At 44.2% G+C, this 14,493-nt stretch carries 12 protein-coding genes and 1 pseudogene; all 13 read left to right on the top strand.

The annotated features are described in order from the left end of the window. The first annotated feature begins 5 nt into the window (after window positions 1-5). The 13 genes and pseudogenes from alaC (at window position 6) to glnD (ending at window position 14,477) form a co-directional block, all read left to right on the top strand. A complete protein-coding gene (gene alaC, locus Q8P28_08665) occupies window positions 6-1,184 on the top strand; it encodes an alanine transaminase (protein MDP2682859.1) in 1,179 nt (392 codons plus the stop codon). 12 nt (window positions 1,185-1,196) lie between these two features. Continuing rightward, complete coding sequence (locus Q8P28_08660; protein ID MDP2682858.1) at window positions 1,197-2,513, top strand: homoserine dehydrogenase; 1,317 nt, start codon at window positions 1,197-1,199, stop codon at window positions 2,511-2,513. 48 nt (window positions 2,514-2,561) lie between these two features. Beyond that, window positions 2,562-3,566 (top strand): response regulator, encoded by a 1,005-nt coding sequence (locus Q8P28_08655; protein ID MDP2682857.1) that lies wholly within the window; start codon window positions 2,562-2,564, stop codon window positions 3,564-3,566. Between the two features lie 108 nt (window positions 3,567-3,674). Beyond that, the gene (locus Q8P28_08650) at window positions 3,675-6,458 is read left to right on the top strand and encodes a valine--tRNA ligase (protein ID MDP2682856.1); all 2,784 of its coding nucleotides are present in this window, start codon (window positions 3,675-3,677) and stop codon (window positions 6,456-6,458) included. Window positions 6,459-6,499: 41 nt separating this feature from the next. Then, a complete protein-coding gene (locus Q8P28_08645) occupies window positions 6,500-7,711 on the top strand; it encodes an N-acetylmuramoyl-L-alanine amidase (protein ID MDP2682855.1) in 1,212 nt (403 codons plus the stop codon). Beyond that, entirely contained in the window at window positions 7,704-7,904 is a 201-nt protein-coding gene (locus Q8P28_08640; protein MDP2682854.1) for a hypothetical protein, read from the top strand. Before Q8P28_08645 ends, Q8P28_08640 begins: the two co-directional genes overlap by 8 nt. Before the next feature lie 76 nt (window positions 7,905-7,980). After that, window positions 7,981-8,259: pseudogene (locus Q8P28_08635) on the top strand (ORF6N domain-containing protein). Window positions 8,260-8,291: 32 nt separating this feature from the next. After that, window positions 8,292-8,504 carry a hypothetical protein gene (locus tag Q8P28_08630; protein ID MDP2682853.1) on the top strand — a complete coding sequence of 71 codons (213 nt, stop codon included), beginning with the start codon at window positions 8,292-8,294 and terminating at the stop codon, window positions 8,502-8,504. Between the two features lie 136 nt (window positions 8,505-8,640). Continuing rightward, complete coding sequence (locus Q8P28_08625) at window positions 8,641-9,597, top strand: hypothetical protein (GenBank protein MDP2682852.1); 957 nt, start codon at window positions 8,641-8,643, stop codon at window positions 9,595-9,597. A 230-nt stretch (window positions 9,598-9,827) separates the two neighbouring features. Further along, on the top strand, window positions 9,828-10,874 hold the full coding sequence (locus Q8P28_08620) for a Fic family protein (GenBank protein ID MDP2682851.1): 1,047 nt from the start codon (window positions 9,828-9,830) through the stop codon (window positions 10,872-10,874). Window positions 10,875-11,094: 220 nt separating this feature from the next. Then, window positions 11,095-11,343, top strand: a complete 249-nt coding sequence (locus Q8P28_08615) for an AbrB/MazE/SpoVT family DNA-binding domain-containing protein (protein MDP2682850.1) — start codon at window positions 11,095-11,097, stop codon at window positions 11,341-11,343. Next, a complete protein-coding gene (locus Q8P28_08610; GenBank protein ID MDP2682849.1) occupies window positions 11,310-11,744 on the top strand; it encodes a putative toxin-antitoxin system toxin component, PIN family in 435 nt (144 codons plus the stop codon). Before Q8P28_08615 ends, Q8P28_08610 begins: the two co-directional genes overlap by 34 nt. A 27-nt stretch (window positions 11,745-11,771) precedes the next feature. Further along, window positions 11,772-14,477 (top strand): [protein-PII] uridylyltransferase, encoded by a 2,706-nt coding sequence (gene glnD, locus Q8P28_08605; GenBank protein ID MDP2682848.1) that lies wholly within the window; start codon window positions 11,772-11,774, stop codon window positions 14,475-14,477. Window positions 14,478-14,493: the final 16 nt, after the last annotated feature.

The following is a 14,493-nucleotide window of genomic DNA, read 5'->3' as shown; positions in this document are numbered from 1 at the left end:
TATTCATGGAAGAATTTCATAGAATAAAAAGACTGCCGCCTTACATCTTTAACATAACAACAGAATTGAAGATGGATGCGCGCAGGCGGGGCGAGGATATTATTGATTTCGGCATGGGAAATCCTGACCAGCCTACGCCGCAGCATATCGTTGACAAACTCGTTGAGGCTGCGCAGAATCCGCGTAATCACCGGTATTCCGCATCCAAAGGCATTTACAAGTTAAGGCTTGCAATAACAGACTGGTATAAGAGGCGGTATGATGTAGACCTTGACCCTGAATCAGAGGCCATCGCAACAATCGGCTCAAAGGAAGGGCTATCCCATCTGGCGCTGGCGATAATCGGCCCGGGAGATGTGGTCTTTGTTCCGAATCCCACATATTCCATCCATACCTATTCTGTGATTATAGCCGGCGGCGATGTGCGAAGTATTCCGCTTTTGCCGGGCCGTGATTTCTTTGAAGAATTGTTGAACGCAGTCAAACAGACATGGCCAAAGCCCAAACTCCTTATATTGAATTTTCCGCATAATCCCACAACAGAGGTTGTTGATGTTGAATTTTTTAAAAAGGTTGTGGGTTTTGCAAAGGAGCATAATATTCTTGTTGTCCATGATCTGGCCTACGCCGATATTGTGTTTGACGGCTATGTCGCGCCCAGTATACTTCAGGTTCCAGGGGCAAAGGATATCTGCGTGGAGTTTTTCACATTATCCAAGAGTTATAATATGCCCGGCTGGAGGGTCGGTTTTGCCGTTGGGAACAAAAGACTGATAGCCGCGCTTGCAAGACTTAAGAGCTACATGGACTACGGCATGTTCCAGCCGATACAGATTGCGGCTATTACTGCATTGAATGGCCAGCAGGACTGCGTTAAGGAAATCTGCGAGACATACAAAAAGAGAAGGGATGTATTGATAGACAGCTTTGCCAAGGCAGGCTGGCAGATAGACAAGCCAAAGGCAACCATGTTCGTATGGGCGCGGATCCCTGAGGAGTTCAGGAAGATGGGCTCCCTGGAATTTTCAAAGTTTCTCTTGAAAGATGCTAAAGTGGCTGTATCCGCTGGAATAGGGTTCGGCGAATACGGCGATGAATATGTAAGGATTGCCCTTATAGAAAACGAGCAGAGGACAAGGCAGGCTGCAAAGGGGATAAAGAAGGCGTTTGAAAAGCAGGAGTAAGTGTTGATTATTATGCAAAAAATTAATATCGGTCTCATAGGTTTCGGCACAGTCGGAACAGGTTTGGTTAAAGTTCTAAAGGAGAATGCAAAGGTCATTCAGGAGAGGCTCGGTGCAGAGATTGTTCTTAAGAAGATTGCAGACAAGGACATCACCCGTGACAGAGGGGTGGAGATTGATAAATCTATAATTACCACCGATGCTAATGACATCATCAACGACCCGTCCATAAATATTGTGATTGAGCTTGTGGGCGGCATAGAGCCTGCAAAGACCTTCATCCTCAAGGCGCTTAATAACAAAAAGCATGTGGTTACAGCCAACAAGGCGCTCCTTTCGCAGCACGGCGAAGAAATTTTTAAAACCGCCGCAAAGAACAATGTGGATATCGGTTTTGAGGCGAGCGTTGGCGGCGGCATCCCGATTATCAAGGCTTTGAAAGAAGGGCTTGTTGCAAATAAGATTAACTCCATCTACGGCATCATAAACGGAACGGCAAATTATATCTTAAGCAAGATGACCAATGAAGGGGGCAAGTTTGAGGATGTCCTGAAAAAGGCGCAGGAAAAGGGATATGCCGAGGCAGACCCGACCTATGATGTGGAAGGGATTGACACAGCGCATAAGCTGGCTATTCTCATAAATCTTGCTTACGGCACATACATAAGACTGGAGGATATTTATACAGAAGGTATAAGCAAAGTTACCCCGCTGGATATAAAATTCGCCAAAGAATTCGGTTATAAGATAAAACTCCTTGCCATTGCAAAAGAAGAGGGAGGAAAGATAGAGGCCAGAGTTCACGCCACCATGATACCAGCAGACCATCTCCTGGCAACAGTGGATGGCGTTTACAATGCAATCCATCTCAAAGGCAATGCAGTCGGCTCTGTCATGTTTTATGGAAGGGGCGCAGGCATGATGCCCACTGCCAGCGCAGTAGCGGCGGATGTGGTGGATATTTGCAGAAACATAATTAAAAGTGCGTCGCAGCGGGTTGCGCCGTTATCATACACGGAAGAATCGGTCAAAAATATAGAAATAAGGCATATAGAAAATCTTGAGATACCATATTACCTCAGGTTTTCCGTGCTGGATAAACCGGGGGTATTGTCAAGGATTTCAGGGGTTCTGGGCAATCACAATATCAGCATTCTATCCGTCATGCAAAAGGACAGAAAGGTGGGCGGCGCAGTGCCTATCGTCATAATGACCCACCATGCAAAAGAAAAAGAACTCATGACCGCGTTGCATGAGATTGACAAATTAGATGTGGTTCTGGATAAGACAGTATATTTTAGGATTGAGGAAGATCCAAAAACCCCTTGACTTTTCCAATGATTAAAGGTATTTTCTCAAATGTTTGGGGGGGATTAGATGTCTAAAAAGATTCTTCTGGCTGACGATAGTATTACCATCCAGAAGGTTATATCCATAACCTTTGCCAGTGAGGATTATGACCTTATTATTGTCGGCGATGGTGACACAGCGGTAGCCAAGATAAAAGAGGTGAAACCTGATCTTGTCATAGCCGATGTTGCAATGCCGGGTAAGAACGGGTATGAGGTTTGCGAGCTGATAAAAAAAGAGCCTGGGCTTAGACATATCCCTGTTCTGCTTTTATCAGGCACCTTTGAACCGCTCAACGAAAAAGAAGCTAAAAGGGTAAAAGCTGATAATCACATTGTTAAACCTTTTGAATCGCAGGAGTTAATAGAAAAGGTGAAAAATCTGCTTGCAATGCCCCCTGCAGCGGCTACTGTTGAAGCCGAGGCGGAAAAAATTGTAACTATGGAGGCTAAGGCCCCTCTGCCGACTGATATATGGGAGGTTGGCGATTTTATGGGGGTTGAAGAGGCAGATGCCCCTGCAAAGGGCGCAGCAGCGCCTGCTGAAAAAGAGATATGGGGAGGTGACTTTTTTGAGGAACCAGCAAAGGAAGCGCCTCAGAAACCCAAAGTGGAAGAGGAGTTCATAGAACTGGAATTAAATGAAGAGGAGTTACAGCCTGCGGAAGCGGCCAAACCCGCTCCACCACCTCCGCCTAAACCGGTAGAGACATTCAAAGCAGCGCCAGAGATTAAACTACGCGCGCCGCAGCCACCGCCGGTTCCTAAAGCGCCTCCCATTCCAACACCACCCCCTGTACAAGAGGTTGTAAGTAGAATACCTGAAAAGGTTGAGGCAAAGATAAAAGAGGCAGCTGTAGAAGAAATGCCTGAACTTGGCGCTATTCCAAAGGAGAGATTGGAAGAGGTTATACGAAAGGTTTCAAGAGAGGTAATAGAAGAGATTGCATGGGAGATAATCCCTGATATGGCAGAGGAGATGATAAAGGAAGAGATAAGAAAGATAAAAGAGGCGATAGCGAGAACAAAGTAGGAATATGGCTTCAGTCCGCCAGAGGCGGATTAAAAACTTGGTAAAGAATGAAATGTTAGTAGGCAGTAGGCAGTAAGTGCATACTGCCTACTATTTTTTTGGGGATATATGACAGAGGCAAAACTTGACAAGGTTTATTCGCCAAAGGCGATAGAAGAGAAGTGGACAAAATACTGGCTTGGAAATGAACTTTTCAGGGCAGATGTCAATTCAACAAAGCCTGCCTTCTCTATGGCCATACCGCCGCCGAATGTTACCGGTTCACTGCACATGGGCCATGCCCTGAATAATACGCTTCAGGATATTTTAGCGCGTTACAAGAGGATGAAGGGTTTTGATGTATTATGGCTTCCCGGCACCGACCACGCAGGCATTGCTACGCAGAATGTGGTGGAGAAGAAACTTGCCCATGAAGGCATTGACAGACATAATCTTGGCAGGGAAAGGTTTATAGAGAGGGTCTGGCAGTGGAAGGAAGAATCAGGCGGAGCCATTATCAATCAACTGAAAAGGCTTGGCGCATCCTGCGACTGGTCCCGGGAACAGTTTACCATGAGCCCTGAACTCAGCAAGGCGGTTCGGGAGGTATTTGTAAGGCTTTATGAAGAAGGGCTTATTTACAGGGATGAACGGCTCATTAATTGGTGTCATAGGTGTTTGACTGCTCTTTCTGATATAGAGGTTGAACATGAGGAAACCTCTGCCAAACTTTATCATATTCGCTATCCCCTTGCAGATAATCCAAAAGAATTTTTAACCATTGCCACAACGCGGCCTGAGACCATGCTCGGCGATACGGCTGTTGCCGTGCATCCTGATGATGAGCGGTACAATAAATTTATCGGCAAAGAGGTTTTGCTGCCTCTTACAAGCCGCAGGATTCCTGTGATCGGAGATTCAATTTTGGTTGATATTGAGTTCGGCACAGGTGCAGTAAAAATAACGCCTGCCCATGATTTTAATGACTTTGAGGCGGGACTCCGGCACTCCCTCAAACGTATAGACATATTTAACGAGCGCGCTCATATAAAACAGAATATTCCAGATATCAATCCTGAAATAATGGAAGAGATAACTGACCTTCACGCGCACAAGGCAAGGGAGAAGGTCATCCATACATTAAAAGAGAGGGGATTTTTAACAAAGACAGAAGACCACAAGCACGCTATTGGCAAGTGCTACAGGTGCAGGACTGTTATTGAACCCTACCTTTCGCCGCAGTGGTATGTAAAGGTAAAACTATTGGCTGAAGAGGCTATAAAGGCCGTGGAACAGGACAAGACGCGCATTATTCCCGAGGGATGGGAGAATACCTATTTTGAGTGGATGAGGAATATTAAGGACTGGTGTATATCCAGGCAGATATGGTGGGGGCATCAGATACCAGCATGGTACTGCCTGAAATGCAATAAAAATGAAATATATGAAGTCCATGGAGAAAAAAGATTCTCTGCAAAGGCAAAGCCTATCGTGTCAAGGACAGAGCCAAAGGAGTGTCCTGCATGCAAGTCCAAAGATATTGTGAGGGATAACGATGTGCTTGATACATGGTTTTCCTCCGCTCTCTGGCCTTTTTCAACCCTTGGTTGGCCTGAAAAGGTAGAGACGCAAAATCTTGCGTCTCCACTTCAGCGCTATTATCCTACATCCGTGATTGTTACAGGCTTTGATATCATATTCTTCTGGGTTGCAAGGATGATGATGATGGGATTGAAATTTATGGGCGATGTGCCTTTCAGAGATGTGTATATCCATGCCCTTGTTCGGGATGCGGAAGGCCAGAAGATGAGTAAGAGTAAAGGCAATGTCATTGACCCGCTTGTCATCATGGATAAATACGGCACAGACGCATTCAGGTTTACACTTGCCGCAATGGCTGCGCAGGGCCGCGACATTAAACTTGCGGAAGAGAGGATTGAAGGATACAGGAACTTCTGCAACAAGATATGGAACCTTGCAAGATTTACATTGATGAATCTTGAGAACAGCTATCAGCTATTAGCTATCAGCCATCAGCTGTCTATCGCCGATAAATGGATCCTCACCCGTCTGAATCATACTGTCAGGGATGTTACAGAAGACCTTGAGACATACAGATTCAATGATGCGGCAAATAGCGCCTATCAGTTTGTCTGGCATGAACTCTGCGACTGGTATGTGGAGCTTATTAAATTCGATTTGCGCGGAGAAAACGGCGAAGAAAGGAAAAAGACAGCGCAAACTGTCCTTCTCAAAATTTTGAAGGATTCCCTCAAACTCCTACACCCAATAATGCCATTTATCACAGAAGAGGTATGGGATGTGCTGCCACATGAGGAAGGGGACAAGGGTCAGGGGGCATGGGTCAGCAGCATAATGCAGCAGCCGTTTCCAAAAACAGGCGTGGATTATCCTGATGCGGAAAGGGATATGATATTGATTATGGATGTGATAAAGGCCATAAGAAATATCAGGAGCGAGATGAATGTGTCGCCTGCATTGACGATTGAGGCTGTGTGCTATAGTTCCGATGATTCAGTTATAAAACTGCTGGAAACAGAGGGGAGGCACATCAAGACTCTGGCAAAGGTCTCCGGTCTTAAGATTTCTGCACCCGCAGGCAGGCCTGAAAACTGCGCCACAGCAGTTGCAGGCAATATAGAGATATTTGTTCCGCTCAAAGGGCTTATAAACTTTGAAGAAGAGGAAAAGAGGCTTAAAAAGGATATAGAAAAGATTGAGAGGGAGCTTCTTGCCGTAGAAAGAAAAATGTCAAATAAAGAATTTATTGAAAAGGCGCCTAAAGAGGTTGTTGAAAAGGATAAGGCAAGGCTTGAAGAGCTTTTGCAGAAAAAGATGAAACTTGAGCAGGGAGTGGAGAGGGTAAAAACGGGCAGGGGTTTATTAATGTAAGGGCAGACCTGCGTGTCTGCCCTGATAAGGGGAGTTGAAGAGTGAAAGGACACAGAGGTCAGAAGCCAAAGCAAAAATATCTGCATTTTATTTTGGCGTTTATCCTGTCTTTTATTTTCCTTTGCGTCTCCGGCGGCGATGCGGCAAGAACCGGCCATGCCTCAAAAAAGACATCCGTCAAGGTTACCGGTATCAAGTACTGGTCCAATCCGAACTACACCAGGGTGGTCATAAATGTAAGCGGTGAGGCCGTCTTTACTCATCGTCTGCTTAAAGAAGACCCAAATATAAACAAGCCGAGACGGTTTTATGTGGATATAAAGAACGCAAGCCTGAGCCCCTCCTTAAAACAGCCGACTGCAATTGACGATGTGTTTGTGAAGACGGCAAGGGCAGGTCAGTATACAAAGGATACTGTCAGGGTTGTCCTTGATATAAAATCAATAGAAGATCACAAGATTTTTTCGCTTGCGGAACCGTTCAGGATAGTTGTGGATATTATGGGGAAGCCGGGTGTCAAAAGCCCGTCTGAGTCATACAAACCAACGCTTGCCCAGCAACTCGGTTTGAAGATAAAGAGAATTGTTATAGATGCCGGCCATGGAGGAAAAGACCCAGGCGCCATTGGCAAGAACGGATTAAGGGAAAAGGATGTGGTTTTAAAGATAGTAAAGGGTTTAAAAGAGAGCCTTGCAAAGGAGACTGGCGTGGAGATAATTATGACAAGGGATGACGACAGATTTATTGAATTAGAAGAAAGGACTGCCATTGCAAACACAAAAGAGGCGGATATATTCATATCTGTCCATGCTAACGCAAGCTTTAACAGAAAGGCGCGTGGTGTTGAGACATACTTTTTAAATCTTACCAATGATGCGAGGGCTATAAGGGTTGCCGCAAGGGAGAATGCAGTCTCAACAAAAAAGATGAGCGACCTGCAGTATATACTGAATGACCTTATGAAAACAGCCAAGACAAATGAATCCAGCAGGCTTGCCGCTGCTGTTCAGGGGTCGCTGGTCTCAAACCTGAAGACAAAATACAGCGACATAAAGGGCAATGGCGTAAAGGGCGCTCCGTTTTATGTGCTTGTCGGCACGCATATGCCGAGCATATTGGTGGAGGTTTCATTTATAAGTAATCCAACGGAAGAGAAAAGGCTTGCTGATAACGGCTATATACAAGAGATTGTTGCCGGCATAACGAGCGGTGTGAATAGGTATGTGAAGGAGATGGAGGGTGGTGTTGAGTAGGGGAAGGTTAAAGGCTGAAAAGCCGCCGCTTTTATACCACAGGACTATGGAACAGATAGAAGCATACAGAAAGAAGCCAGCCCTGCAAAAAATCAAGTGGCTGGAGGCGCAGATGAGTTTTTTCCATTATGCAATGCCCAAGAAAGCAAAGGAAATAAGGGATAGGATGGAAACCGGAAAGCTAAAGATATAAGTTTTCTTAATACTTGTCATTCCCGCAGTGTTTAAGCTGGAATCTAAAGTAAGACAATGTTTGGGCAACGGAAGTAATTGAACGAAAAATACTTCTGATTAGAGGTCAGAAGGTAATGCTTGATAGTGACCTTGCCGAGCTTTATGGAGTAGAGACTTCTAATCTTAATAAGGCTGTCAAACGTAATATTGACCGCTTCCCTGAAGACTTTATGCTTAAGATTACAAAGGAGGAGGCTGATTCTTTGAGATTCCAAATTGGAATGTCAAAGACAGAAGGCCGCGGCGTACGCCGCTATCTTCCTTATGCATTTACCGAACAGGGTGTGGCAATGCTTTCAAGCATTCTCCATAACTGAGCCGAAAAGGAGAAAGATAGGTTTTTAAGATGAAACTGAAAGTTGCCAACATGCCAAGAATCAGCAAAGCCGCAGATACGCCCACTACTTCCCTCGCCCCAAAGGGGGAGAGGGTCAGGGTGAGGGGAGATTCAGCAACTCGGCTGGAAGCGGGGGGATGCTTTGCCTGCCTGTCAGGCAGACAGGCTTTATCAGCAGGAATATGTTTTGAGCATAAATTTGTGATGAGGATGACAGGATAATGAGCGCTGTGCCTGATTTTATGATGCTGTAAAGCCAAAGCCGATGAACGAGAAATCAAGAGATAAAGTTCAAGAGATAATCGAAGCCAGCGGAAATAATTTCCATTCAAATGTTGTTTGAATAAGGAGCTTATAATTGAAACATATTTATCTTTTGGGCGCAGGGTTCACAAGAGCAGTCATGGGGGCAAAGGCTCCTCTAACTGATGAAATTATGCCTAAACTAAACCTTTCAGGCTTTCCCGAAATAATAGAGGATTACGAGAAGACATTTCCTGATATTGAGCAGTTTATTACACAGCTTGATCTGAAGTGTTTACGTTTTGACAAGAAAAATGAATCTCTCTCAAAGAGGCACAACGAGATAAGAGATAACTTAGTCGAACAGATTGTCAGTATGTTTGATGTTAACTCTTTGTTCATTGATAGTCTGGACAAATTTAAAACTCTCAAGGCATTCATTGATAGTGTTCCGGTATATTCAACTATTCTGACGCTGAATTATGACTGTGTGTTAGATCAAGGATTGTATTTAAGCAAGCGGTGGGATCCCAGTGACGGCTATTATGTCAAGGCGCTATTTCCTGGAGAGGAAGGCGCAGAAGAAAATAAAAAACTGGATAATATTTTGCTTTTGAAGCTTCATGGTTCATGTAATTTTAGAGATTCTGCAGGGACCCCGGAACTTTTTAATATAGAACTGACCAATAAAATTTTCTCGGGCTTCCATACTGAAAGCAATGACCCAAATACGTCTTTAGATAAAGGAGCGCATGTGCTTGTCATGAGTTATTTAAAGATATATCATAAAGGCATCATGAAGCTTTGGAAAAAAGCGATTGAAGTGTTAAAGGACGCAGATAAGTTGACAATTATCGGGTGTTCCCTGCGGGAAGAGGATATATTCCTTCAGTTTGCTTTGTATCACTTTGGCAGAAGAGATAATGTTGAGGAGCTTTTTATTGAGATAGTAGATGTGAACAAAGACACCTGTGAAAATATTGAAAGTAAGGTTAATCGTTTATGCGCATGGCCAAATAAACACAAAATCATGCAATACAGCGATGGACTGGAAGGATACTTGTCGGTATGAATAAGTATGGGCCAAATAATCCGCACCCGTTAAGCATGAGGAAGACGGAACTTGTGTGGGAGGGGAAGTAGACTTTAATGGGACGGTTCTAATTATTTGAGAATGGCTTATGTTCGTTGTTTACATTGGCATTCGCTTTTAATTAGAACAGGCACTTTTATCTGTCTTGCAAGAGAGAAAAGCCACAGGCGCATTATCTGGCAGGAGATTGCGATTGTGGAGGGTATAAAATGTTTAAACCTAAATTTACCATAACCCCAAAGATTAATAAGGCGCTTGTTGAGATAGAGCGAGTTCGTGGGTTTCTTGATGCTGTCAAACTCAAGGACGACTGGATTGCCGATATGCAGAAAAAGGCGCTTATCCTTGAGTCGCATCATTCAACGCATATTGAAGGCACGGCATTAAGCCTTGAACAGGCGCAAAGCATTCTTGAAGGCAACAGGCTCAAAGGCATTAATCGTGATGATGAAAAAGAACTTTTGAATTACAAAAAGGCAATGGATTTTATTTCAAAATATCTTGGAAAGGACGATCCGATTACAGAAGGAATTGTCAGGGAGCTTCACAAGGTTACTGTTAAAGGTGTGCGCGGGGATAAAGCAGACCCCGGCAATTATCGTAAGATTCAAAACTATGTGGTCAATTCTCTGACCCGCGAGGTCATTTATACTCCACCGGCACCGTTTGAAGTGCCTCATCTCATGCGGGAGTTTGTGCATTGGATCAATAAGACTGGAGACCTATCACCTGTTCTTATCGCAGGAATCGCACAATTTCAGTTCGTTCATATCCATCCGTTTATAGACGGCAATGGGAGAACAGCAAGGCTTTTATCTACGCTGATCCTTTACAAAACAGGCTACGACTTCAAACGGCTGTTCACTATATCAGAGTATTACGACAAAGATAGACCGAGTTACTATAAAGCCATTCAATCAGTCAGAAACAATGCTATGGACATGTCCGGTTGGCTTGAATATTTCGTAACAGGCTTGCGGCTGCAGATGAAAGAAATCAGGGAGAAGGGAGAGCAAATAGTAAAACAAGATAATGCGCTACAAAAGATTAAGAGACTGGACTTGAATGTCCGTCAGGAAAAGGCAATTAAATATCTATTAAGAACAGGAGCGATCTCTGTGGGTGAATATCAGACTGTGGCTTTCTGTATACGCCGCACAGCTCAAAGAGATTTAGAAGATATGATGAAAAAAGGTATCATTAAATCAGTAGCTAAGAGCAAAACAGATCCGACAAGACACTATGTCTTAGTGTGACAATTTACTGTGACATGCTGTGACATTTTACTGCGACAAGACAGAAAAAAGGACAGGTAGATTATCTGAATACACGATAAACAGGACTGTTCTCTTTATATGCGATTCTGTCAAACCTACGGGGCAGACATTAAAAACCATGCGGCCCTTTTGGGCTGTATTTTATGGTTGCAATATTTGGGCTAAATAATGTATCCTTACAGTAAGGAGGTAAGGAAATATGCTTGCAAAGAAGACATCCAAAAATCAGCTAACCCTGCCGAAGGAGGTCGTCAAGTCGTTCCCTGATGCCGAATACTTTGATGTTTCGGTAAAGGACAGAAAGATAATTCTCATGCCGGTCAGGATAACCCCTGCTGATGCGGCGCTTGAAGGCATAAGGGACAAACTGGAAAAACTTGGCGTTACCGAAGACATTGTTGACGAGGCGGTCAAATGGGCAAGAAAGAAAAAGCGGCAGTCAAGATAGTCCTTGATACCAATATTCTTATATCGTCTCTGCTGTTTAAAGGCGAACTTGCAAGAGTCGCAGACCTTTGGAAAAAGGGCAAGATTATCCCTGTTCTCTCCAGAGATACCTTTGACGAGTTTAAGACCGTTCTTGAATATCCGAAGTTTTCTCTGACAACACAGGAGATGAAGGTGATTATTGAGGAAGAAGTTCTGCCTTTCTTTGAAGTAATTGAAGTTTCTGATAAAATCAAAGGAATATGCAGGGATGCCGATGATGATAAATTCATAGGCTGTGCCGTATCTGCATCAGCGGATTTTATTGTCACAGGAGACAAGGATTTGCTGAATATCGGCAGATACAGGTCTGTCAAGATTTTAAGCGCCTCCGATTTTTTAAGGATATTTAAAAGTGAGTAAGATATGAAAAAACGGGACAGTTGATTTATGACACATCAAAAACTTATTGAAAAAAAACAGGCTGAGACGGTTCTTCAACCCATAGACTTATCCGGCGATGATGTTTTATCGCGGGTGAAAGAGTATCTCAAAAACGGCGTTGATGTATTGCGGGAAAGCCACAGGCAAGGCGCTTCAGGTTTTGGTGTAGTGAAGGGATATACAGCGCTGATAGACTCCTTTATCAAGTCGCTTTTCGAGAGGATGGAGTCTCTTTGCAGGGAAGGGTTTAAGGGCGATTTCAGGACAGCCGTAGTTGCGATGGGCGGATACGGCAGGGGAGAGCTTAACATCCGGTCTGATATAGACCTGATGCTTCTTCATCCAAATAAGCTTACCCCTTACATAGAAAAGCTTACCCAGCGGATATTGTATATCCTGTGGGATACAGGGCTTGATATCGGGTTCAGCATAAGGTCTATAAACGAGTGCGTATCGCTTGCAAAGAGCGATCTTAAGACAAAGACAGCTATGCTTGATTTAAGATTTATAACCGGCGATAGAGGCATATTTGACGAGCTTAACGACAAGGTAAAAAAAGAGGTGTTCAGAAAGAAGGATATAGACCGGTTTATAAACGACAAACTGGATGAAAACAACAGCAGGCATGTGAAATACGGAGGCTCTGTATACATCCTTGAGCCTAATGTGAAAGAGGGTGAAGGCGGCCTGAGAGACATCCATACAGCCATGTGGATAGCTAAGGTAAGCCGTGGGATAGACAACATAGAGACGCTCGCAGAACAAGGATTTTTGCTTAAGGACTCCACAGGAAAGATTAACGGATCTATAGACTTTTTGTGGAGGGTCAGAAACGATCTCCACTTTGAGAGCAAGAAGAAGGCGGATCAATTGACATTCGACCATCAGGAAAGGATCGCAAAGCTATTCGGCTTCGAGGACACGAAAGAATCCATTACAGTGGAAAGGTTCATGCAGGAGTATTACCGCCATGCATCCAATTTAAGCTATTTTTCTTCGCTTATTATCTCCAGGTGTATACACGGCACGGGTTTATCAACCGCGTCAGGCCGCAGGATGGAAAAGGTTGTTGATAAGGATTTCGGTATATCTCAAGGCGAACTGGCTGTCTTAAATGAAAGGGTGTTTGAGGATTCCCCTCCGGCCATAATGAAGACATTTGAATACTGCCAGGAGTTCGGCATAAAGACGGATAATTTTACCAGGGAGCGGATTATTAAAAATTGTTTCAGGGTAGATAATGATTTTATAAATTCGAAAGATGTCGCAGGCTCTTTTCTGAATATCTTAAAAAGCGGAAGGGCGTTCTCTGCCCTTGAGGAGATGCGTAAGTTAAGGCTTCTTGAAAGATACATCCCTGAGTTCAGAGACATTACTTGCAGGGTACAGCATGATATGTATCATGTCTACACAGTGGACGTTCATTCGCTTTTTGCCGTAAGGGAGCTGGAAAGACTCAGGACGTCGGAATACAAAAAGGAGTTTTTCATCCTTGCAACTCTCATAGAAGAGGTAAAAAGGCCGGAACTCCTGACGCTCGCCGTGCTTCTTCATGATATAGGAAAGTCCATGGGGAAAGGGCATGCGGAAAAGGGCGCTGAACTTGTTCCGGGGATATGCGGCAGGCTCGGCCTCTCTGAAGACGATACTGCGGTTGTAAAATTTCTGGTAAAGAACCACCTTATCCTTGCCGACACTGCGCAGTACAGAGACCTTCATGACGAAAGGCTCGTAATAGATTTTGCGAAAAAGGCGGGAGATATTGAAAGGCTCAATCTCCTGTATCTCATTACATTTGCGGATGTAAGGGCTGTCGGGCCTGAGGTTTGGAACAAGTGGAAGGGCGCGCTGTTTCAGGAGTTGTATTTCAAGGCATTTACAATAATGGAGAGGGGGACATTTGAGGTAGAAGAGACTGTAAAGAGGGTTCCAAATATCATGGGTGAAGTTGCAAAATCTCTGGAAGGTAAGATTGCGTATGAGATAATTGAAGACTATTTCCAGCTCCTTCCTCACAGATATTTTCTTTCAAATTCAATAGAGGCCATCTCAGAACATCTGAAGATTGTTCAGGAACTGCACGGCAAACCGTATGTTATGCGCATCAAACAGAATCTTGAAAGGCGCTATACAGAGGTCATTATATGCACCCTTGATATGCACGGGCTTTTTTCAAGGATTACAGGCGTTATGGCGTCAAATAATATAAATATCCTCGGCGCGCAGATAAACACATTGAGAAACGGGATAGTCCTGGATATACTGCAGACGAACAGCAGTATGGGCGATGTAATTACAGATGAGCATAAATGGGCGAATGTGGAGAAGGATATGGCGGATGTGCTCACAGGGAATGTCCTTGTGGAAAGACTTGTGGCAAGACGGGGCACTTCTATACTTGACAAAAAGGCAAAACCGCGCGTGCATACAAGGATAGAGGTTGACAATGAGGTGTCGGACGCCTTTACCGTCATTGACATCCACACGCAGGACAGGATAGGTTTACTCTATACAATAACAAGCGCCCTTTCAAAACTTGGCCTCTATATCCACATTGCAAAGATAACTACAAAAGGCGATGCGGCAGCGGACATATTCTATGTCAAGGACATCTTCGGCCAGAAGATATATTTTAAAGAGAGGCTGAAAGAGATAAGAGACACAATCTTTCGCTCATTCGGCGAAGAACCGCCGGCGGGAGAAGAGTGGTAAGAAAGTAATCTACAAA

The organism is Deltaproteobacteria bacterium (genome assembly GCA_030690165.1).
Classification (GTDB): Bacteria; Desulfobacterota; GWC2-55-46; order UBA9637; family UBA9637; genus JACRNJ01.
This window is presented reverse-complemented; position numbering and strand designations above follow the sequence as displayed.

Excerpts from the sequence above, each read along its gene's own strand:
- alaC (MDP2682859.1), top strand. The coding sequence starts at position 6 with ATGGAAGAATTTCATAGAATAAAAAGACTGCCGCCTTACATCTTTAAC.
- Q8P28_08660 (MDP2682858.1), top strand. The coding sequence starts at position 1,197 with ATGCAAAAAATTAATATCGGTCTCATAGGTTTCGGCACAGTCGGAACA.
- Q8P28_08655 (MDP2682857.1), top strand. The coding sequence starts at position 2,562 with ATGTCTAAAAAGATTCTTCTGGCTGACGATAGTATTACCATCCAGAAG.
- Q8P28_08650 (MDP2682856.1), top strand. The coding sequence starts at position 3,675 with ATGACAGAGGCAAAACTTGACAAGGTTTATTCGCCAAAGGCGATAGAA.
- Q8P28_08630 (MDP2682853.1), top strand. The coding sequence starts at position 8,292 with ATGAAACTGAAAGTTGCCAACATGCCAAGAATCAGCAAAGCCGCAGAT.
- Q8P28_08620 (MDP2682851.1), top strand. The coding sequence starts at position 9,828 with ATGTTTAAACCTAAATTTACCATAACCCCAAAGATTAATAAGGCGCTT.
- Q8P28_08615 (MDP2682850.1), top strand. The coding sequence starts at position 11,095 with ATGCTTGCAAAGAAGACATCCAAAAATCAGCTAACCCTGCCGAAGGAG.
- Q8P28_08610 (MDP2682849.1), top strand. The coding sequence starts at position 11,310 with ATGGGCAAGAAAGAAAAAGCGGCAGTCAAGATAGTCCTTGATACCAAT.
- glnD (MDP2682848.1), top strand. The coding sequence starts at position 11,772 with ATGACACATCAAAAACTTATTGAAAAAAAACAGGCTGAGACGGTTCTT.